General features: G+C 39.7%; 23 protein-coding genes, 1 pseudogene and 1 other annotated feature. Of the genes and pseudogenes, 2 read left to right on the top strand and 22 right to left on the bottom strand.

From position 1 onward, the window contains the following. Positions 1-8: 8 nt before the first annotated feature. The 16 genes from FWJ32_RS00895 to alaS form a co-directional block, all read right to left on the bottom strand. Entirely contained in the window at positions 9-1,232 is a 1,224-nt protein-coding gene (locus FWJ32_RS00895; protein WP_149544093.1) for a peptidase U32 family protein, read from the bottom strand. Then, positions 1,219-1,875, bottom strand: coding sequence for an O-methyltransferase (locus FWJ32_RS00900; protein WP_149544094.1), 657 nt, complete (start codon positions 1,873-1,875; stop codon positions 1,219-1,221). The genes FWJ32_RS00895 and FWJ32_RS00900 overlap by 14 nt, the downstream gene beginning before the upstream one ends. Before the next feature lie 116 nt (positions 1,876-1,991). Continuing rightward, positions 1,992-2,987 carry an endolytic transglycosylase MltG gene (mltG, locus tag FWJ32_RS00905; protein WP_149544095.1) on the bottom strand — a complete coding sequence of 332 codons (996 nt, stop codon included), beginning with the start codon at positions 2,985-2,987 and terminating at the stop codon, positions 1,992-1,994. A 40-nt stretch (positions 2,988-3,027) separates the two neighbouring features. Further along, on the bottom strand, positions 3,028-3,489 hold the full coding sequence (locus FWJ32_RS00910) for a QueT transporter family protein (RefSeq protein ID WP_149544096.1): 462 nt from the start codon (positions 3,487-3,489) through the stop codon (positions 3,028-3,030). Positions 3,490-3,491: 2 nt separating this feature from the next. Further along, positions 3,492-3,821, bottom strand: coding sequence for a YlbF/YmcA family competence regulator (locus FWJ32_RS00915; RefSeq protein WP_149544097.1), 330 nt, complete (start codon positions 3,819-3,821; stop codon positions 3,492-3,494). 26 nt (positions 3,822-3,847) lie between these two features. Then, on the bottom strand, positions 3,848-4,438 hold the full coding sequence (locus tag FWJ32_RS00920) for a LysO family transporter (RefSeq protein WP_203227527.1): 591 nt from the start codon (positions 4,436-4,438) through the stop codon (positions 3,848-3,850). After that, entirely contained in the window at positions 4,438-4,755 is a 318-nt protein-coding gene (locus FWJ32_RS00925; protein ID WP_149544099.1) for a LysO family transporter, read from the bottom strand. The genes FWJ32_RS00920 and FWJ32_RS00925 overlap by 1 nt, the downstream gene beginning before the upstream one ends. Positions 4,756-4,790: 35 nt before the next feature. Then, a complete protein-coding gene (locus FWJ32_RS00930; protein WP_149544100.1) occupies positions 4,791-6,458 on the bottom strand; it encodes a ribonuclease J in 1,668 nt (555 codons plus the stop codon). A gap of 110 nt (positions 6,459-6,568) precedes the next feature. Then, entirely contained in the window at positions 6,569-7,027 is a 459-nt protein-coding gene (locus tag FWJ32_RS00935) for a Fur family transcriptional regulator (protein WP_149544101.1), read from the bottom strand. A 366-nt stretch (positions 7,028-7,393) separates the two neighbouring features. Next, entirely contained in the window at positions 7,394-9,247 is a 1,854-nt protein-coding gene (feoB, locus tag FWJ32_RS00940) for a ferrous iron transport protein B (RefSeq protein WP_149544102.1), read from the bottom strand. Positions 9,248-9,259: 12 nt separating this feature from the next. Beyond that, positions 9,260-9,481 (bottom strand): FeoA family protein, encoded by a 222-nt coding sequence (locus FWJ32_RS00945; RefSeq protein WP_149544103.1) that lies wholly within the window; start codon positions 9,479-9,481, stop codon positions 9,260-9,262. A 224-nt stretch (positions 9,482-9,705) separates the two neighbouring features. Continuing rightward, the gene (locus FWJ32_RS00950) at positions 9,706-10,056 is read right to left on the bottom strand and encodes a DUF1292 domain-containing protein (RefSeq protein ID WP_149544104.1); all 351 of its coding nucleotides are present in this window, start codon (positions 10,054-10,056) and stop codon (positions 9,706-9,708) included. A gap of 85 nt (positions 10,057-10,141) precedes the next feature. Then, on the bottom strand, positions 10,142-10,552 hold the full coding sequence (ruvX, locus tag FWJ32_RS00955; protein WP_162523451.1) for a Holliday junction resolvase RuvX: 411 nt from the start codon (positions 10,550-10,552) through the stop codon (positions 10,142-10,144). Positions 10,553-10,554: 2 nt separating this feature from the next. After that, entirely contained in the window at positions 10,555-11,505 is a 951-nt protein-coding gene (locus FWJ32_RS00960; RefSeq protein WP_149544105.1) for an aldo/keto reductase, read from the bottom strand. Beyond that, positions 11,506-11,763, bottom strand: coding sequence for an IreB family regulatory phosphoprotein (locus FWJ32_RS00965; RefSeq protein ID WP_149544106.1), 258 nt, complete (start codon positions 11,761-11,763; stop codon positions 11,506-11,508). Positions 11,764-11,879: 116 nt separating this feature from the next. Further along, complete coding sequence (gene alaS, locus FWJ32_RS00970; protein WP_149544107.1) at positions 11,880-14,513, bottom strand: alanine--tRNA ligase; 2,634 nt, start codon at positions 14,511-14,513, stop codon at positions 11,880-11,882. Positions 14,514-14,570: 57 nt separating this feature from the next. Further along, positions 14,571-14,772, bottom strand: a binding site (T-box leader). A gap of 163 nt (positions 14,773-14,935) precedes the next feature. On the opposite strand from alaS, the gene FWJ32_RS00975 reads away from it, so the two are divergent. Then, the gene (locus FWJ32_RS00975; protein WP_149544108.1) at positions 14,936-15,163 is read left to right on the top strand and encodes a hypothetical protein; all 228 of its coding nucleotides are present in this window, start codon (positions 14,936-14,938) and stop codon (positions 15,161-15,163) included. 246 nt (positions 15,164-15,409) lie between these two features. On the opposite strand, the gene FWJ32_RS00980 is transcribed toward FWJ32_RS00975, so the two are convergent. Beyond that, positions 15,410-16,402: a metallophosphoesterase gene (locus FWJ32_RS00980; RefSeq protein WP_149544109.1), complete on the bottom strand. Its 993-nt coding sequence runs from the start codon at positions 16,400-16,402 to the stop codon at positions 15,410-15,412. 116 nt (positions 16,403-16,518) lie between these two features. On the opposite strand from FWJ32_RS00980, the pseudogene FWJ32_RS13790 reads away from it, so the two are divergent. Continuing rightward, a pseudogene (locus tag FWJ32_RS13790) lies at positions 16,519-16,725 on the top strand (ISNCY family transposase); the annotation flags it as partial. Positions 16,726-16,738: 13 nt separating this feature from the next. Here FWJ32_RS13790 and FWJ32_RS00990 read toward each other — a convergent pair. The 5 genes from FWJ32_RS00990 to nifS form a co-directional block, all read right to left on the bottom strand. Then, positions 16,739-17,755 carry an AI-2E family transporter gene (locus FWJ32_RS00990; RefSeq protein WP_162523452.1) on the bottom strand — a complete coding sequence of 339 codons (1,017 nt, stop codon included), beginning with the start codon at positions 17,753-17,755 and terminating at the stop codon, positions 16,739-16,741. A 91-nt stretch (positions 17,756-17,846) separates the two neighbouring features. After that, on the bottom strand, positions 17,847-17,999 hold the full coding sequence (locus FWJ32_RS13230; protein ID WP_162523453.1) for a hypothetical protein: 153 nt from the start codon (positions 17,997-17,999) through the stop codon (positions 17,847-17,849). Positions 18,000-18,002: 3 nt separating this feature from the next. Continuing rightward, the gene (locus tag FWJ32_RS00995; protein WP_162523454.1) at positions 18,003-18,512 is read right to left on the bottom strand and encodes a PRC-barrel domain-containing protein; all 510 of its coding nucleotides are present in this window, start codon (positions 18,510-18,512) and stop codon (positions 18,003-18,005) included. 55 nt (positions 18,513-18,567) lie between these two features. Next, on the bottom strand, positions 18,568-19,668 hold the full coding sequence (mnmA, locus tag FWJ32_RS01000) for a tRNA 2-thiouridine(34) synthase MnmA (RefSeq protein ID WP_149544112.1): 1,101 nt from the start codon (positions 19,666-19,668) through the stop codon (positions 18,568-18,570). Positions 19,669-19,684: 16 nt separating this feature from the next. After that, a complete protein-coding gene (nifS, locus tag FWJ32_RS01005) occupies positions 19,685-20,821 on the bottom strand; it encodes a cysteine desulfurase NifS (protein WP_149544113.1) in 1,137 nt (378 codons plus the stop codon). Positions 20,822-20,833: the final 12 nt, after the last annotated feature.

A 20,833-nucleotide genomic window follows, 5' to 3' on the forward strand; every position in this document is an offset into this window, starting at 1 on the left:
GGGTATTTTTATACTCTTTTTCTCCTTAATACGTCAAATTCAGCAAACTCCTTTTCCGACTTCATCCATACTGTTTGCTGAGCATGGGGGGCACAGTCAATCTCATTAAAATCCGCATCATACAGCGTCCCAGTATTAAATGGGTATACCCCATGTGGAGTAAGCACTTCTACCTCCTCATTGGCAAACAACCTATTCCGCTGTTCTACCTTTATCAACTTTTTATCTCTGTCATACCCTCTGATGATACCAATAAAGTCATGGCTTGTCCTGCAAATATCCTTGTTATAGTTATGCTCTTCAGGGCCTGGCCTTCCAAAGTAAAAACCTGTTGTAAAATCTCTGGTACTGGCCTCACTCAACTCTTCCAGCAGACTCTTATCAAATCTGTAGCTTTCCAGGTCTTTCATATAGCTGTTCAGTGCCTTTCTATAAGCATTTACTGTGACAGCCACATAATAGATACCCTTGCTCCTGCCCTCAATTTTTAAGCTGGAAACACCTGCATCAATAAGTTCCGGCAGATGTTCTATCATGCAAAGGTCTTTAGAGTTCATTATATAGCTTCCCCTATCGTCCTCAAATACTGGAAAATACTCACCCTGCCTTTTTTCTTCCACAAGATAGTATTTCCACCTGCATGGGTGGGTACACTCGCCTTTGTTTGCATCTCTCCCCGTTAGAAAATTGCTTAAAAGGCAGCGCCCAGAATATGAAATACACATTGCTCCATGGACAAACGCCTCCAGTTCTAAAGTATCCGGCACATTTCTCCTTATCTCTTTAATCTCTGAAATAGACAACTCTCTTGCCAGGACCACCCTTTTTGCTCCCATATTATGCCAGAATAGTGCACTCATCCAGTTGGTGTTGTTGGCCTGTGTGCTTATGTGGATTTCAGCCTTCGGTGCGACCTTTTTAACAAGTGTAAATATGCCGGGATCCGAGACTATATAGGCATCTATACCCAAATCATGTGTAGCTGCTATATATTCATCGAGACCTACAAGGTCTTCATTGTGAGGTATTATATTGAGAGTAAGGTACACCCTCTTCCCCCTGGCGTGGGCATACCTTACACCCTCTTTAATCTCATCTATTGTAAAATTGTTGGTGCCGGCTCTAAGGCCATACCTCTTTCCACCTATGTATACAGCATCAGCCCCATAGTATATGGCTGCCTTAAGTCTTTCCAGGTCTCCTGCTGGCGCTAAAAGTTCAATATCTCTCATCTGTCGCTCTCCCTTTGTATCTTATTACGGCCAGACCGTCTCCCAGCGGAATTATACATGAGGATAGCTGCCTGTCATTCATAATCCTGTCTATAAACTGCCGCATCCGCATCACAATAGTCCTGTGTTTATGTGGCACAGGCCCCTCTTTTACTATACGACCTCCAAAAAGGACATTGTCAGCAATGATGATGCCATCCTTACTTATCAGGTCAAGACAGAGGTCAAGATACTCATTGTAGTGCCCCTTGGAGGCATCAATAAAGACAAAGTCATATTTTTCATTTAAGAATCGAAGCACATCAAGTGCATCCCCATAAATCAGTCTTATATTTTTTAACCCACTCTTTTCCACATTGGCTCTGGCACTTACAAAATTTTTCTCATTCACCTCTATGGATGTAACCTCAGCCCATGGAGCGTAACTTGCCATGAGTATTGATGAATATCCAACGAAAGCACCAATCTCCAGTATTCTTTTTGGTCTTTTAAGCTCGAGCATAAAACATATAAAGCGATCAACACCAGGCCTTATAATGGGCGAGTATCCATTTATCTGTCCTTTGATATCTTTGAGTATATCATCATCCATAAGGGATACTCTGTTGATGTATTCTATAATATCACTATCTATTTCTATCATCAGTCTCCTTCCTTAAAATATCTTTTATTTCCATGCCACAACCAGCATACACCTCAATAGAACCCATAACCTGACGCCCATCTTTACAACCATCTCTGGATTCAAATACACTATACTCAATTATAACTGTTTTTAGCCTTCAGAAATTCATTATAATCATCGGTGAAATAATGAGAACCATCCCCCTTTGCCACGTAATATATATAATTGGTATCAGCTGGCTTTAAGGCAGCCGTTATTGATTTCAGGCCAGGGTTAGAAATTGGTCCTTCCGGAAGTCCAATAATCCTATAGGTATTGTAAGGAGAGTCTATTTCCAGGTCCTTTATAGAAAGCTTCTCCTTGTGTTTACCCAATGCATATTGAACCGTTGCATCAATCTGGAGTCTCATGCCTTTCCGGAGTCTGTTGTAAATAACAGAAGCTATTTTAGGCCTGTCTGTATCAACAACTGCCTCTTTCTCTATCATGGATGCAATCTTTATAATATCATCTAAGCTTCTGCCATTCAGGTTTTCCTTTATATTGTTTTCATAGATCACATTAAATCTGGTGAGCATGGTATTGATTATATCCTCTGAGTCAGCATCAAGCTTGAATGTATAGGTATCAGGATAAAGATATCCCTCCAGTTTGACTGGCCTGTTTTCTGGTATCATTTTTAAAAACTCATACTTTGAAATATCATATGTTTCTACAGCCTTGAGAAAATCCTCCTGAGATACCAATCCAATATCATCAAGTCTTCTGGCTATTTCTTTTACGGTAAATCCTTCAGGAAATGTCACTTTTACAGTATCATCTACAATATCTCCTCTTTCAAGTTTATCTATTATCTCGTCTAAGTTCATATTAGGGCTCATGACATATTTACCGGCCTTCAGAACCCTGCTCTTCCCCTCAACCCTTGCACGTAGCTCAAATGCCGTCGGCGAACGAATTATTCCTTTTTCTTTCAATATCCCGCTGATCTCTCTTATACCAACATTTTGAGGTATAACAACCACAATATACTCATCACTCGGTGACGCTGGCTGCATTGAATAATAAATATATCCAAAAACCATAGCAACTATAAAAATCAGCATAATGAGGGTAAAACTCCTCTTCATTCATCATCCCCCCCCTTAAGCTGATTATATCAAAAAATATCTATTTCAAATAGATACGGGCTATATTTTTGTATATATTGTAGATAATGTAGCCAAAGAGGACTACTGAGATACCCTCGCCAAGGGCTATGCCACCCATCGTAACAATATACGGTACCTTCGTAAAGTAACTTACCCATATGGAAACAAAAACGGAATTTAAAATTATCGGGGGGAGTGCTCCCATCCAAAAACTTTTAGCTTTGCTCGTAAGGTATGCAGCAACCAATGTCACCAGGCTACCTCCCAATATATCTATGATTCCAAAGGGGCTTTGCAGATTCGCAAAAAGGCAACCTATAAAAAGTCCTGGTATAGCTGCAGGCTCTAAAAGCGGCAAAATAGTAAGTCCTTCAGACAATCTGAGCTGAAGCGGATTAAAACTCAATAACCCCATCACATATGTGAGGACTATATAGAGTACAGCAATTATTGCAGCCTTTGTTATGTATTTAACATTCATGTTCAAACTCCTCCAATCTCATCATTAATTATTTTAAACACATCTGCAACCATGGTGGAAAATCTCATTTCTTTTTCAAGAAATTCCTTAACTGTTGGATTTAATGTTATCAGCTGATACATATCATTAATTTTTTTCATTTCATCCTCAGAAAGCTGCTGGCCCATGGCCTGTTTAGCACTCAGTTCCATTTCCATCTTATGAAAATCATTTACCATATTAGAATTTGTCTCATCGGCTTCTACAGCTTTCTTTGCTTCAACATAGCTCCTGTACTCATCAGATTCGGCCATGGCTCTTGCGAGCTGATGAGCCAAATCATATACGTTCATTTATACCCCTCCTTGTACTGTACATTTTAAAAATTTAATATAATAGGTATCAATAATGGAACAAACAGTGTGAGTATTAATCCAGACAAGAAAGAAAATATAACCATATCCGACGAAGTATATTTAACTATAACAGGTAAAGATGTATCCATAGCAGTAGCCCCTGCAATCCCTATAGCCTCCATACTACCTACATATTTTGAAACAAATGGTATAATAAGAAGGGCTATAACCTCCCTTACCACATTTGATATAAATGCCATTGTACCCAGCTCTACACTATAAAGCTGGGTTATCAACACACCTGAAAGTGAATACCAGCCAAAACCTGCCCCTACTGCCACAGATTCTTTAACTGGCATGCTCAATATTATGCCGGCAACCAGTGAACCTACAATTGTACCAATTATTGTACCCATAGGTATAATAAACAATCTAAGCCTATTCTCTTTTATACTATTTAAGATTTCTCTGTTTTTACCAAAGTCAATCCCCACAGAGAAAAGCAACATAAGTAGTCCCAGTGTGACAATATGATTAGATAAACCACTTGAGGATATCCCTGAGAAATATCCACATATCATGCCACCTATCAGGCAGATAACAATTATATACATCAAGAGCTCCTCACCCTCTCACTGCCTAAAAGCCTGGCGGTTATATTTATAAAAATTACAGTGCCTATAACAGACATAATTGAAATAAATGCAGCCTTTATCCCTATAGGGCCAAGAGTCATAAGCAGTCTGTGATCGTTTCCTATCTCATATCCTATGGCAAAAAGCAGTATACCGAGACATACTGTCTGTATCCTGCCATTATATTTTTTAAATACACCCGATACACGCCCACAGTAGCCAAGAAGCGTACCTGTTAGCATAAAAACAATGTAAAAATACATGTTGTATTCAGTTAAAAAATTCAGGATACTCATATGAAACCTCCAGTAAATGGAGATATAACATAATGCTATATCTCCATTATTATTGGCAAAATCATAGGCTTACGCATCGTCTTTTCGTAAAGGAATCCCCTTAAAGAATCTTTTATCACTGATTTTAAGGTTGACCACTCAGTAACCCCATCTTTCTCACAAGTAGCAAGTGAGTCCTTGACTATTTTTCTTGCCTCTTCCATCAAATCTTCTGATTCTCTTACATATACAAAGCCACGGGATATAATGTCAGGGCCAGCAACAATAGACCCATTTTCCTTCGAAATTGTCAGTACAACCACCATCAAGCCATCTTGCGCCAGATGTTTTCTATCCCTCAATACTATATTGCCGACATCTCCAACCCCAAGCCCATCCACCAGGATCTTGCCTGCCGTCACTGTGCCTGCAATTTTACCGGTATCTTTTGTGAACTCCAACACTGTACCAATATCCACAAGAAAGATATTTTCTGGTGGCATCCCAAGGGACTCAGCCAGTTTGGAATGCTGGCGTAAATGTCTGTACTCTCCATGGACTGGTACAAAAAACTTTGGCCTTGTAAGCTGGTGTAATAGCTTCATTTCCTCCTGACAACCATGTCCCGAAACATGAACATCCTGAAAAGGCTCATATATCACATCTGCGCCTCGTTTAAACAGTTGGTTTATTATCCTTGAAACTGTCTTTTCATTGCCTGGTATAGCTGAAGCAGATATGATGATGAGGTCACCCTTTCTTATCTCAACAACCTTGTGTTCGTTATATGCCATCCTGGCCAGTGCCGACATTGGCTCACCCTGGCTGCCGGTAGTTATAATGACCAGCTTATCGTCATCATAGTCATTGACAGCATCCAAGTCAATCATGGTATCCCCTGGTATATCCAGATAGCCCAGTTCCCTCGCAACGCTGACTACGTTTACCATGCTCCTGCCTGATATGGCCACCTTTCGACCATATTTAAAGGCAGCATTAAAAATTTGCTGCAATCTGTGAACGTTCGATGCAAATGTAGCTATAATTATCCTCTTCTCTGTAGATTGAAATATCCTGTTGAACGTTTCTTCGACGATTTTCTCAGAAGGGGTATATCCAGGCCTTTCCACATTGGTGCTGTCTGCCATAAGCACAAGTACGCCTTCTTCGCCCAGCTGGGCAAGCCTTGCAAGGTCTACAACCTGTCCGTCTACAGGCGTATAATCAATTTTAAAATCCCCCGTGTGAAGTATCACCCCCATTGGAGTGTGTATTGCAATTGCAGCAGAATCAGGGATACTATGGCCTGTCCTTATAAACTCTACATTAAATGGTCCGATATCTATCCTCTGGTTAAACCCAACCTCTACCAGTGTAGTGTCCTTCAAGATACCATGTTCTTTCAGTTTGTTACTGATAAGCCCCAGGGTTAATTTCGTACCGTATACAGGCACATTTATCTGTTTCAAAAAATATGGTAGACTGCCAATATGGTCTTCATGACCGTGGGTAATAACCACACCACATACCTTGTCGGCATTTTTAATGAGATATGAGATATCAGGGATGACCATATCTACACCCAACATTTCGTCATCCGGGAAAGCCATCCCACAGTCAAGGACAAGAATTTTATCCCTGTACTCGATAGCGTTCATATTTTTTCCAATCTCATTTAATCCGCCCAATGGTATAATCCTAATCTTAGAAGTCTTATGCGTCACATTCTTTCCCCTTTCATCACTCTCGTCTCCATCAATATTTAGTTTTAAATTTTCTGATTTAACTATTATTCGCCACCTCCAAATATTTTTATATAAAAATACCCTGTATCTCAGGCTACAGGGTGATTTTTCGACCTGCACTTGCTACAGTATCCAAAGAATTTTACATTGTGATCGACAATCTCAAAATCTTTGACCTCTGTAATGTGTTTCTCCATATCGTCCAGTAGGTCTTCTTCAACCTCTATGACGGCTCCACACCCTATACATATCAGATGATGATGTTGATGGTCACTGGTACCATTATATACATCGTACCTGACCCTCCCATCGTTAAAATCCAATTTATATATTAATCCCAGTTCTTCAAAAATCTGTAATGTTCTATACACAGTTGCTAATCCAATTTCCGGGCATTTCTTTCGTACAAGGTCATATATATCCTCACTGGATAGATGTTTGTCACTATTCTCCATTATCGTATCCAATATAGCTCTCCGTTGTGTAGTTAACTTATAACCTCTTTCCTGCAACTGATATTTTACATCATTCTTCTCTATATTCAAAATATCACCTTCATATTTGAAAAAATACTCATGTTAATAGTTTATTACTTAAGTTTTTTCGTGTCAACCAAAATCAGAAAGATATAAATAAAAAATTCCAACATCTCACAATAAAAGCTAATGTCTTTTTGTATGCCATCTGCTCATTATAATGTTTGAAAAACAGATTGGCAAATTTTATCTAACATATCTCTATTATACCAAAAAATCATGAGAATTTCTCATGATTTTTTGACCAGACCACATGCTTTACAGTTACCCGTACATCCAAAGCAGCTCAAGAGGCTTGCATTGCAGCGTGGGCAACGAAAAGTCTTATCATCCTTTATGACAAAACCACAAACCGGGCACTTTCTCATGATATCACCTCTATATAATTACATGGGAGACAATACCGCCTACAAGAAAAGCTATAACAAGGCTACCCACCCATATAAATATGCCCTCATTTCTACTTCTCTCTTTAAAGATCACCATGGTAGCAGCAATACACGGTACAAACAAAGTAATGGTAATTAAAGCTACAAGTACCTGCTTTGGAGTCATGGGTATGGCATAAAGTCCTGCTGCACCAAAATCTCTCCTGACAAACCCCATTATGAAAGCTGTAGCCGTCTCTTTTGGCAACTGTAGCCAGCCTACAGTTAAAGGTTTTATAAGCTCTATGATATAGTCAAGTATATGGAAGTATTTCAACACGCTAAGGCCAATAGCACCATAAGCAAACAATGGGGTAGCCTCTGTGATAAACGTCTTGGACTTTGCCATTGTCTTCTTTAATACATTTATCGGTTCTGGCATCCTCAGTGTTGGAAGATCTAATAAAAGGTCACTGGATTCGCCCGGCAAGACCTTATTCAAAAGATATCCAACAACTGCAAACACAGCAGATATTACAAAAACATAAACAAAAAAGTAGACAGGACCTACCCTGGATATCATACCAGCTATAACCCCAAGCTGTGCCGAACACGGTATAGCCAATCCAAGAAGCATTGTGGCTATTACCCTCTCTCTTCTGGTACCCAGTATCCTTGTAGTAATGGTAGCCATGGTAACACATCCAAACCCTAGTATCATAGGTATTATAGCCTTACCATTCAACCCTATACCTGTAAGAGCCTTGTCCACCAGGGTGGCAATCCTCGGTAAATATCCAGAATCCTCAAGAATAGATAAAAACAAGTAAAAACCTATAACCAATGGCAGTAAAAGTCCAACCACATAGTTTAGTGTCATGGTCAAGAGGCCAAATTCACCTATTAATACCGTACCTATCAGTGAATCAGGTGATACAAATCTTGAAACTGTATCTATTATAAATGGACTCACTATTCCTCCCATAAAGTAATCTTCAGTTATACCAACAAGTTTTTGAGCTATCCCCACACCTAACAGATAATACATAATACCAAGTACAACGAGAAGTATAGGGATCCCTGTGGCCGGCCTTATCATCCAGCTGCTCAGCCTGCTTACAAAGGTAGCTTTACTTAAATCCTCATATATGACATCCTTTAGCATACTGTTAATATAATTGCGCCTGAGGCTATATATCTTATCCCGCAGTCCCGGAAGTTCATCAATGCCGGCTTCCTCTGCCACATAATGGTCATCTTCCAGAATCATCAGTGCATCTTCTTCGCTAACATAAGGATGTTGTCTCATAAAATCAGATATATACTTATCAATGCCAGGTGTCTTTTTCCCTGTACGGGCATTCTGGAGGTTCTCTGCAACCTCTTGGAGCCCCTTCCCCTTAATCGCAACAGTTGGAATCACTTTTACACCCAGTATCTCAGATAATTTCGCTACATCTATATAAATACCATTGGCTTCTGCCTCATCCATCATATTTAAGGCCACAATTACGGGCTTACCCATGTCAATAATCTGCTGTGTCAGAAACAGGTCTCTCTCCATGTGGAGTGAGTCTACCACGTTAAGTACAATATCCGCATTTAATATTACATCCCGGGCTACACGCTCTTCATCGTTAAAAGAAGAAACTCCGTATACACCCGGCGTATCCAGTACCACATCATCATGATACTTTCCATGATTTATGTCTACTGTCGTACCTGGGAAATTAGACACATCCACATATACTCCGGTCAGGTAATTAAAGAACACAGACTTACCAACATTCGGGTTGCCAGCCAGTACAATTGCCTTTGAGCCTTCGGGGATATCCACTTTGACTCCAATATCACAGCAGCTCATATAAAGCCCCTCCTACTCCACAGGTTTTATCACTATCTTTTCAGCTAACTTCTTACCAACAGCCAGTTCTTGCATTCTGCTTCTTATCACAACTGGTCCATTGGAAATTTTTTCTACGCATTTTATCTTTGAACCTTCACCTATGCCCAATCTCAATGTTTTTATCTTAGCATCACTGTCCATAATATCAACTATCTCAACGGTTTGCCCAACCTTTGCATTGGCCAGAATCATTGTAACATGCCCCCTGTAAATGAATTTCATTCTCGATTTAATATTAACATACATTTAAACTGCTGTCAATGAGTCTCATTCTCAAATATAATAGGGCCATCGTCTCCTCTTCTCACACCGGCCGCCTTCAAGGTATCACGCGGATATACATATATTGACATAATTAATATCCATATATACATAATATACTATATAAAATTAAAAAGGTACTCTAAAAAGAGTACCTAATCTTCATCATCATAGTCTTCAAAATCATCCTCGTCAAACTCATCCTCATCGTCAAACTCTTCATCATATTCCTCATCATCATAATCATAGTCTTCATCATATTCATCCACCAGTTCATTGTATGCCTCAACTACAGTATCAAACTCTTCATCATCTTCTACACCTACAAATACGTCATCACCATTTTCATCCTTTTCCACCCTCAATATATAACCGTCTTCAGAATCCTCTTCTTCCATCGGTCTTACAACTACATAATCTCTGTCGTCTACGGTCAGTGATGCTATTAGCTCGAACTCCTGCTCTTCACCGTTCTCATCGTACAAAACTATGGTCTCGTCTTCCATTGGTTTACACCTCACTCTTATTAGGATATTGTTATTGTATAATACATAGTAATATATGTCAATATTGAAATTTCTATTCAAAATTCTATTTCCTGCTGTCAAGGTAGCTCTGCAATATTATAGATGCAGCAATGCTGTCAATCACTTCTCTCCGCCTTTTTCTGCTCATGTCGGCCTCCAATAATGCCCTCTCAGCAGCAACAGTTGTAAGCCTTTCATCCCATAAGTCAACGTTCAACCCAGTCTCTTTTTTCAATACATCTGCAAACTCCATACTCTTTTCCGACTGAGGTCCAAGACTACCATTCATATTTTTGGGTAGTCCAATGACTATCTTCTCTATACAATATTCCTCAATAATCTTTTTTATAGCATCAATGTCTTTTTTGGTCCACGTTCGTGGAAGTGTCTTTACCGGTTGGGAAAATAACCCCGTGGGATCGCTTACCGCTAAGCCTATAGTCTTATCCCCCAGATCTAAGCCAAGTATCCTCAAAATCACACCACCTTAATGTAAAAATGCGGGCATGCGCCAACACAATAGCTGCACAGGGTACACCTATCCATATCAACCACAACAGCATCACCATCTACCTTCAATGCCCCCTGTACGCACCTATCAATGCAGGCACCACACAAATCACACCACTCCTCTATTACAAGTCTACGCACCCTCCTGTTGAGGCGAGCGGAAATATCTTCGGGCACATCTTCACCATTAATCATGCACACGTCTGCTATAACCTCATCCTCTGACTGCATACCAATGGCGATTGAGCTTATCTCCTTAATGGAGCTTACAAAATCAATAGCTGGCCTGGCCTCACCAATAAGGTGTCCCCCTCCAAGTACCTTCATGGCATAAATGCCCTTGCCCAATCTATGCACCCTTTGGATAGCATGGAGCATGTCATCCCTGCTGCCACCCAGAATGCCTATACCACCCACATTTATTATAGGATGAATTACCTCTATCTCATTCATACCGGCCACAGCTCTGACTGCATCTACTGTATGAGTTGAAATGCCAAATGCCCTGATATAGCCATTTTCCTTCGCCTTTATAAAGTATTCAATAGCCTCGGCATGACCCTTCAATGTGTAAATACTCTCCTGCTCATGAAGCAAAAAAATATCTATATATTCACGTTTCAGTTCCTTTAATGCCCTTATAAGGCTTTTTTCGGCCATATCAGCCGTATACGCATAACACTTCGTAGCTATTACTAAATCATCCGGATAATAGCTGTTTATGAATTCTGCTATCACATCATAGTTATCATATATTTCTGCCGTATCTATAAAGTTAACACCATGATCGAAGGCGCAAGAGAGTACCTTTACAGCCTCATTTTTAGTAATAGAGGTCTGTAAAGGGCTAATAGAAAGGGAACCGAAACATACCTTTGACACACGTATACCCGTGTTGCCCAGTAGATTATATATCATTTAGTCCTTCACCTGAAGATAGTATTTTACAAGCTCCTCTACCAGCTCGTCCCGCTCCAGTTTTTTTATAAGACCTCTTGCATTTTTGTGACTGGTGATATACGTTGGGTCTCCTGAAAGCAGATAACCTACAATCTGGTTTACAGGGTTGTAGCCTTTTTCCTTCAGTGCATCGTATACCTCTCTTAATATTCCCCTGGCCTGGTCCGCTTTCATTTTTTCCATACTATATTTCATGGTATCCTGATTATCCGGCATATATAAGCACCTCCAATCTGCCTTCATTTTATCACATTTTACTATCAAACGACAGGGTTATATCATAAAATTTTACTTTTTAATTGTATTAAAAGTAAAGAGGGTACTCACCCTCTTTACTGCATCTTATCTTCTATATATCTCCGGCACGCCAGGAATGCCTCATCTAACCTTGAACTGTCTTTCCCACCGCCTTGTGCCATGTCTGGCCTACCTCCACCACTTCCATTCAGTATGGCGGAGACCTCTTTTATAATCTCCCCGGCCTTAAGTCCTTTTTCAATAATATCCTGTGTAACACTTGCCACCAGATTTACCTTACCATCCTCTACACCCGCCAACAGTAATACGCCAGATTTTAATTTTGATTTGAGCAGGTCGTTTAAGTCTCTAAGGTCCTTATTCGTATAGGAATTCAGTTTAAGTGTCAGCAGTCTTACACCTTTTACATCAATAGTTCCTTTAAGGTATTCATCGACAGACATGTTCATTATTTTTTGTTTCAAGGTTTCTATCTCTCTATCCTTATCTTTGATAAGGCTTAACATTTCAATTACCCTGTTTTCTAAGTCATTCTCATTTATCTTAAGATAATCTGCAATACTGGATACAAGCTTCTTATATCCGCTCAGATATTCATAAGCCCCCGGTCCGGTACGAGCCTCTATCCTACGCAGTCCTGCACCAACCGCACCCTCAGAAACAATCTTGAACACACCTATCTCTGAAGTATTCTTCAGGTGGGTACCACCACAGAGCTCCATACTGTAGTCCCCAGCCTTTACTATCCTTACCCTGTCACCATATTTTTCTGTGAAAAGTGCCATCGCTCCAATCTTTTGAGCTTCTTCAAGAGTTGTCACACTAATTTCAACTGGAAGGGATTCATAGATCTTTTCATTTACCCTTCTTTCAATTTCATCAAGCTGTTCCTGGGATAGCCCTTGATAATGAGAGAAATCGAACCTTAAATACTCCGGAGTCACAAGAGAACCTGCCTGATGTACGTGTTCACCCAGTATTTCTCTCAATGCCTTGTGTAGCAGGTGTGTTGCAGTGTGATTTCTTGCTGTATTCATTCTAATGCCCTTATCCACCTCAGCATTCACCACATCTCCAACACTGATAATTCCTCGTCTTATTTTACCGATATGGATATGTTTATTTAACACTTTTTTACAGTCAAATACAATAATATTTACATTATTGTTGTAAATTGTGCCCTTGTCACCTACCTGTCCACCGCTTTCAGCATAAAACGGGGTTGTATCTAAGATTATACCTACCTCTTCTCCCTCTGATGCACTGGATACCAGTTCTCTGTCTTTTAATATGGCAAGAACCTTGCTCTTGGACTCCAATCTTTCATATCCTACAAATTCTGTACTGTAGGCCCTTAGTTCCTCCATAAGAGCATCATTAGCCCAAAGTGAGTTGTCCTCTATCTTATTCGCTCTCGCTCTCTCCTTCTGAATACTCATTTCTCTATTAAAGCCTTCCTCATCTACCTCTATACCTTGCTCCTCTAGTATCTCCTTTGTCAGGTCGAGAGGGAAACCGTAAGTATCATAAAGCTTAAAGGCATCCTCTCCTGATAAAACTGCTTTACCTTCTGCCTTCAGCCCATCTATATAAACCTGAAGTTTGCTTATACCCTGGTCTATAGTCTCATTAAACCTCTCCTCTTCAAGCTTAACAACCTCTTTAATATAATCAAGTCTATCTGTAAGTTCTGGATATGCACTTATGTAGGTCCCAGCTACACTATCGACCAGTTTATAAAGGAACGGCTCATTCAATCCAAGCAGTTTGCCATGTCTTGCAGCCCTTCTCAAAATCCTCCTTAACACATAACCTCTACCCTCATTGGATGGTAGTATGCCGTCACCTATCATAAAGGTTATCCCTCTTATATGATCTGTTATTACCCTTATACTGACATCCCTCTTGCGGTCTTCATTATATTTAGTGCCGCTCATCTTTAATACATCATCCATTATCCTTTTTACCACATCCACTTCAAAAATATTGTCCACTCCCTGCATTATTGCAGCCATTCTCTCAAGGCCCATACCTGTGTCTATATTTGGGTTGGCTAATCTGTTATAGTTTCCTGCCTCATCTTTGTCGAACTGTGTAAAGACGAGATTCCAAAATTCCATAAATCTGTCACAGTCACAGCCCGGTGCACAGTCTGGTTTACCACATCCCTTTTCAACCCCTCTATCAAAATACAACTCTGAACATGGGCCACATGGCCCTAATCCTATCTCCCAAAAATTGTCCTCTTTTCCCATCCTTATTATTCTTTCATCAGGTACACCAACGACCTTGTTCCATATTTCAAAGGCCTCATCATCATTTTGATATATTGTAACCCATAGCTTATCTTCAGGAAGTTTGAGCCACTGTGTGGCAAACTCCCATGCCCACGGTATTGCGCTCTCTTTAAAATAATCCCCAAAGGAAAAATTGCCCAGCATTTCAAAAAATGTAGCATGTCTTGCAGTCTTGCCTACCCTTTCGATATCAGGAGTTCTGATACATTTCTGACAGGTGGTCACCCTCTTGCGCGGTGGTACCTCTTTGCCAGTAAAATAAGGTTTTAACGGAGCCATACCTGAATTTATCAGGAGAAGGCTTTTATCATTATGTGGTATTAAAGGAAAACTTTTTAACCTCAGGTGTCCTTTGCTCTCAAAAAAACTCAAAAATTTCTCTCGTATTTCGTCCATTGACATCCATTCCATAATTTAATCCTCCTTTTGCCTTTCGATAATAATAAAAAAACCCTAAAACTTTATCGTTTTAGGGGCGAGGTTTCCCGTGGTACCACCCTATTTGCCATACGGCCTCTCATTGGTTAACGGATATTTCCGGCACCAGTTACTGCAGGTTCTCCGGTGCAGCTCCGAGGTGGCGTTCGATAGGTATGCCAGAAGCTTCCACCAACCGCTTCCTCTCTGAAAGGTCATACACCTATCTACTCTTCCTCTTCATAACTTTTAGTAGTGATTTCAATTATACAAAATATGTTGAAATCTGTCAATGCAAATTTATTTATAAGCTTTTTGCGTTGTGGACAATTTTAGTAAATTATCCTTCCAATAATTGCTAATATATACCATTATTGAATGGATATACATGATTTGGGCATATATCAGGAGTACAGGTGGAATACAAGGGGGCGGTCTATGAAACGGAACTATTTATTAAGCCTAACAAGGTTGCGGATAGTGCTCCAAAGGAACGGAAGTCTACTGCTTATACACCACCAGATACCCACTACTATAAATACGGTCAAAGTCTGTTTAAGCAAGTTACATTTGAAGGCTGCGACCAAGACATACTTGAGATGCTCTGTGAGATATCTCTTGGTAAATACAAAAAGATGGCTTGATATTTAAGTTTTCAGTTAAAGTTCTCCATTCCCATGTTGTCAAGGCACCGTGGAATAAATGGGAGGTGCCTGCATTACAGGAAGGAAACTGTTTATGCCGCTTGCCTTTTTACGGGCAAATTTTAACCTCTTCTCCTGCCTTCCGATGAGGATGTGGTCATGGAGGCATAACCCATTAAGTTTGTTTTATTAAGTTACATTTTCAAAACGGTCTGGCAAAACATACCCCCCCACTTTTAAAATTATTTAGGGTTTCTGAGTAAGGCTGCTTTTGTCTTTTACCGTCCATCTGCCATTCTCTTTTACCAAAACAAAATTGATTTTGGAAATATACTCTCCATACCTCCCCGGCTGAGTCACAATAACAGTTTCCCCTGATTTATTCTTGTATTTATGCTCAGGTATATTAACATGGGTATGCGCGGCAACAATAGCATCGATACCATCCGTACTTTGAGCCAGTTCTTTAATCCTGTTACCAGTATCCTTTGACTTTAGTGATTCTTCACCAGAGTGGACAACGGCAATGACAATGTCTGCCCCGTTGTACCTCAGCAACTCAGGCCATCGCTTGCTATTGACTTCCTGGACGATATCCTTTAATTCCAAAGTCCCTTTGTATTGCAGTAAGTCTTTCAGCTCCCGTGGGCCATTAGATTCACCCACCTCCTTGATAGTGAGGCCCAAGATACCTACTTTTACAATACCTTGTTCCGTTTCGATTTCTTTAATGATATAGGGATTGACATAGTGGGCATGGTAATTCGAGGTCTCATATAGATTAGCTGACAGAACTGGTATACCATAATCGGTAAAATCTAAAACCAGCTCATCTAAAGAATCCTTGTCGTTAGATACAAACTCATGATTTCCCAGCACCACGGCATCATAACCTAGTTTGCCCATTTCACGCACGATGGGCGGTGTCCTTCTCTGGTGGTTTGAGTTAGGACCGGACAACCTGAACCATTGGGTCATCAATACGCTATTAGTAGAGTCGAAAAAATCCCCCGCATCTACCAGAATAAGGTTTTTATCTTTTTTTCTCTCTTCTTGTACGTATTCAACAAGTTTAGTGGGGATCGCACCATGCAAATCAGCAGTTGCTAAAATAGTTAGCTTAACTTCCCTATTTGGAACAAATGTGTTAACTGGCTTTACGATATCAAACTTAGTCAGCACAATTAGAAAAACAATAACCATTGTTAAAATAAGACCCCAGATTTTCCTGTTGCTCATTGATTCATTACTCCTTTCAGATATAGGCCCCCATGAGGTCGTATAATATTAATATTACTTTAATTGTACTACCCTTTTTACTTTGTGTGTATTATACTCCACTGCTGCTCCCTTGTTATACTGACAGACACACTATTTTTGTATCTCCTAATAAGGACAAGCTCTCTATTGAAGAACAGTTAGAAGGTAAAATAGTAAATCAAACTCAGTTTGAAAGGGCTATGGGTGAATTGGGCATCACCATCATAAATGCTAGATCCCCTCAAGCTAAAGGCCGTATCGAAAGGCTGTGGGAAACGTTTCAGGATAGACTAAAAGTGGAACATGCAAATTTATTTATAACTGAGCTAAACGTATCAACACTCTCCTGATCACCGCAGCCAGTGGCACTGATACAAGCATACCTATTATTCCGAAAAACTCCTGACCTAAAAGCAAGAGAAACATAACCATTAATGGATGCAATCCTAAATTTTCACTTAAAATCCTGGGAGCTAAAATGCCGCTTTCTATTTGCTGTACAACCAGATATATAATTAAGGCATAGATAGCCTTCTGAGGCGAGTCTAATAAAGCCATCATGACTGTGGGTATTGCAGCTAATATTGGCCCAAAATAGGGAATAAAATTTAATATACCCGTTAATATGCCCAATATTATAGCTAGTTTAACCCCTATTATAGCAAGTCCCACTGCAGTAAATGTCGCTACAAACAGGTTTATATAGAACTGGCCTCTTATATATCCATTTATAATACCTTCAACGTCTCTCATTATAAATTCCAATGTCTGCCTGTCTTTTTCAGGTATTAAAAGATAAAAGTTTGCATATATTTTCTCACCATCCATAAGTATATAAAAAGAAATTATAGGAGCCAGTATGATATTTAAAAGCGACGAAAATATAGAACCAACCCTATCAGGCAGCCCCTCCAGAAGACTTATAAATGACTCGTTTGCCCTATCATAAAATTCAGAAATTGCCTCATCTACACCAGGTATAGACCTTAACCGTTCCTCTAAAACATTTAATTTTTCTTCTGCACTGTATCTGATGTTGGGTAGTTCACTAATGAATTCGTTAATTTCTGAGGTTATATGCGGTGTTAAAAACAAAAACAACAGCAAGATTACGATCAAAATTGCAAAAAAAATTATAAGTATACTATAGCTGCGTCTCACTCCTTTATTCTCTAGATAATTAATCAAAGGATAAACCAGGTAGGCAATTATTCCACCTATCATAAATGGCATTAAAACATTTAATAAATTGTTTCTGTAAATATATATTAAAATAATTAATAAAATGATTATTAAATATCTTGCTGTTATTTTTATAACATCGTGTTTCACATATATTCTCCTCACCAGGTCGTTTTAAACGTCTTAAATATATCAGAAAAAGGTGCATAAAAAGTATTCTTTTTATGCACCGATAAAAAATTTAATCCATAATATCCACTATTCTGTGATATAACCTCTTGCCTCTCCTCATAAGTCTTTTCTTTTCCCTTTTGCATATCAATGGCATTACCTTTTTAGCAGCTATTGCCCCAACAACCATCCCCAGAAGAAGACCCTTGGCAATCCTCTTCATCTTTTACCCCTCCCTATTTATTATATTTTTTATACCGCCTTTATATACTTCTAACCCATTCCGGGAATGACAAACGATATATCCATCTTTAAACAAAATATCCTCAAAAAGAATTATCTGCATCCCATTACAGACATCCATTAAAAAACCTCTGCTTATTTCAAACCCTATAATGCTCCTGTGTCGCAGGTCGAGGTGTACATCTTCCACCATTCCCACAATCTTATCCTCAGATTTTACCATTCTACCTAAGATATTAATAATAGATTGGGCATCACCATCAGCTCTCAACTCACGCCTTGCTTCATCTTTAATCTCAATTGCATTTTTTGTAAAACTTTTGACATTGTGGATTCCATATATCCAGTTGCCATTAAAAATATTGCCTGTATTAACTACAATATAACGCATGTGCCCCTTATTATCAACCAAAATATCTCTAAGGCTACCTACTATTCTTTTACTCTTTAATGAATATACTTCCTTCTTACAGAGGGCCTTAAAACGCCTCAAGCTAATTTCCCCTTTTATTTTTTATATGAATTATTTTCTCTTCATTTTGCAGAGTTCATACATGAGAAGGGAGATTTTTTATTATTGTACCTCCACCTACCATAATATCACCATCGTAAAAAACAATTGCCTGGCCTGGCGTGATTGCCCTCTGTCTTTTGAAAAATTTTACAATTACATTGCCATCCTCCGAAGGGGAAATTGTGGCGGGACTCTCCTCACTTTTGTAACGTATTTTAGCATTTACTTGAATTTCTTTATCAAGCCTATCAAATGGTATAAAATTAAGGTCATCAGCAATCAGGGTATCACCCATCAGGTCTTCCTTATCGCCTACAATAACAAGATTTTTTTCAGGGTCTATATCTATCACATACAGTGGGCGTCCCACTGCAATGCCCAAACCCTTCCTCTGGCCTATAGTATAATAGGCTATGCCCTTGTGTCTGCCAAGTATATGACCATCCTTATCAACTATGTCCCCTTCAATTAACCTTTGCCCCGCCTCTTTTTCTACAAATCCAGTATAATCATTGTCTTCCACGAAGCATATCTCCTGGCTGTCAGGCTTCTCTGCCACCTGAAGTCCTATGCTTCTTGCAATGTCCCTTATCTCGCTCTTTTCATAGTTACCCAGTGGGAACAGTGTATGTTCCAACTGAAACTGAGTAAGGTTATACAGGACATATGTCTGATCTTTATTTTTATCCTTTGCTTTTCTGACTATATATCTACCAATTGACTCGTCATATTCAAGCTTTGCATAATGCCCTGTAGCCACATAAAAGGCATCCAGCTCAAATGCCTTCTGCATTAATGCATCAAATTTTATATACCTGTTGCAGGCTATGCATGGATTCGGGGTGCGTCCTCTTATATATTCATCCACAAAATAGTCAATAACCTTTCCCTTAAAAATATCCTTAAAATTCAAGACATAGTGCCTTATACCAAGGTTTGATGCGACTCGCCTTGCATCTTCTGCAGCAGAAAGCGAACAGCACCCGCCCTCTCTTTCTACTATCTCTCCCGGCATATCCGGCCATATTTGCATGGTTACACCTATAACTTCATAGCCATGTTTCTTTAAAAGGTAGGCGGCTACAGAACTGTCTACGCCACCGCTCATACCCAGCACAACCCTCTTCTTGTCCATATCTCACCTCGTATTTTTAATTCTTTCTTAGCCTCGTAACTAATTCAGTAAATTTTTCAACCACTTCATCAATCTCATCAATTCTATTATACCGCCCCAGTGAAAACCTTATAGAGGTCTTTGCCTCCTCTTTAGTTTGTCCCATAGCAAGAAGGACATGGGATGGATCTAACGAGCCGGCTGTACAGGCAGATCCACCGGATACATATATGCCTGCCATATCTAAGTTCAAAAGTAAAGTATCACTGCTCACACCATTTACACCAATGTTTATTATGTTGGGCAATCTGCTTTCAGGATGCCCGTTTAACCTGATATCGGGGAGAGATGAAATAATCCTATCTATCAATGTATCCCTCATATTTGAAACCCTTTTATACTCGCCTTCAATTTCTTCTGCCGCAAGCTCAATAGCCTTGCCCATACCTACTATACCGGGCACGTTTTCTGTTCCTGCTCGGCGGTTTCTCTCCTGGCTTCCACCATGAATAAGTGGAAAAATCTTCGTACCCTCCCTTATATACAAAGCGCCAACTCCCTTGGGCCCATAGAACTTATGCGCCGACATGGAGAGAAGGTCTACCATCAATTCTTCCACATCTGTAGGGATGTGGCCAACTGCCTGTACAGCATCTGTGTGGAAGTATATACCATTTTCACGAGCAATCCTGCCTATCTCTTTGATGGGTTCTATAGTTCCAACCTCATTATTGGCATACATTACAGAAATTAAGATTGTGTCCTTGGTTATTGCATTTTTGACATCATCGGGGTTTATCATACCATATTTATCTACCGGTAGGTATGTGACCCTGTAGCCCATCTCTTCAAGAAAATGAGCCGCATTTAACACGGCATGGTGTTCAATGGATGTCGTTATTATATGATTGCCATTTTCTCTTAATGCCAGTGCTGTGCCTTTTATGGCCCAGTTATCGGCTTCACTGCCGCCGCTGGTAAAAAAGATTTCAGATGGCCTGGCCTTGATAGCCCTTGCAGTCCTCTGCCTTGCCTTATCAATTGCATCCCTGGATGAAGCCGAAAAATAATATATGCTGGATGGATTGCCATAATACTCCTCATAATATGGCAACATCTCCTTTAAGACCTCAGGCCTTACCTTAGTTGTTGCAGCATTATCAAGATATATCATGATATAAATACC

This window comes from Calorimonas adulescens (assembly GCF_008274215.1).
Lineage (GTDB): Bacteria > Bacillota > Thermoanaerobacteria > Thermoanaerobacterales > UBA4877 > Calorimonas > Calorimonas adulescens.

Excerpts from the sequence above, each read along its gene's own strand:
- FWJ32_RS00895 (WP_149544093.1), bottom strand. The coding sequence starts at position 1,232 with ATGAGAGATATTGAACTTTTAGCGCCAGCAGGAGACCTGGAAAGACTT.
- FWJ32_RS00900 (WP_149544094.1), bottom strand. The coding sequence starts at position 1,875 with ATGATAGAAATAGATAGTGATATTATAGAATACATCAACAGAGTATCC.
- mltG (WP_149544095.1), bottom strand. The coding sequence starts at position 2,987 with ATGAAGAGGAGTTTTACCCTCATTATGCTGATTTTTATAGTTGCTATG.
- FWJ32_RS00910 (WP_149544096.1), bottom strand. The coding sequence starts at position 3,489 with ATGAATGTTAAATACATAACAAAGGCTGCAATAATTGCTGTACTCTAT.
- FWJ32_RS00915 (WP_149544097.1), bottom strand. The coding sequence starts at position 3,821 with ATGAACGTATATGATTTGGCTCATCAGCTCGCAAGAGCCATGGCCGAA.
- FWJ32_RS00920 (WP_203227527.1), bottom strand. The coding sequence starts at position 4,438 with ATGTATATAATTGTTATCTGCCTGATAGGTGGCATGATATGTGGATAT.
- FWJ32_RS00925 (WP_149544099.1), bottom strand. The coding sequence starts at position 4,755 with ATGAGTATCCTGAATTTTTTAACTGAATACAACATGTATTTTTACATT.
- feoB (WP_149544102.1), bottom strand. The coding sequence starts at position 9,247 with ATGAGCTGCTGTGATATTGGAGTCAAAGTGGATATCCCCGAAGGCTCA.
- FWJ32_RS00945 (WP_149544103.1), bottom strand. The coding sequence starts at position 9,481 with ATGATTCTGGCCAATGCAAAGGTTGGGCAAACCGTTGAGATAGTTGAT.
- FWJ32_RS00950 (WP_149544104.1), bottom strand. The coding sequence starts at position 10,056 with ATGGAAGACGAGACCATAGTTTTGTACGATGAGAACGGTGAAGAGCAG.
- FWJ32_RS00960 (WP_149544105.1), bottom strand. The coding sequence starts at position 11,505 with ATGATATATAATCTACTGGGCAACACGGGTATACGTGTGTCAAAGGTA.
- FWJ32_RS00965 (WP_149544106.1), bottom strand. The coding sequence starts at position 11,763 with ATGCCGGATAATCAGGATACCATGAAATATAGTATGGAAAAAATGAAA.
- alaS (WP_149544107.1), bottom strand. The coding sequence starts at position 14,513 with ATGGAATGGATGTCAATGGACGAAATACGAGAGAAATTTTTGAGTTTT.
- FWJ32_RS00980 (WP_149544109.1), bottom strand. The coding sequence starts at position 16,402 with ATGAGCAACAGGAAAATCTGGGGTCTTATTTTAACAATGGTTATTGTT.
- FWJ32_RS13230 (WP_162523453.1), bottom strand. The coding sequence starts at position 17,999 with ATGAAGAGGATTGCCAAGGGTCTTCTTCTGGGGATGGTTGTTGGGGCA.
- mnmA (WP_149544112.1), bottom strand. The coding sequence starts at position 19,668 with ATGGACAAGAAGAGGGTTGTGCTGGGTATGAGCGGTGGCGTAGACAGT.
- nifS (WP_149544113.1), bottom strand. The coding sequence starts at position 20,821 with ATGATATATCTTGATAATGCTGCAACAACTAAGGTAAGGCCTGAGGTC.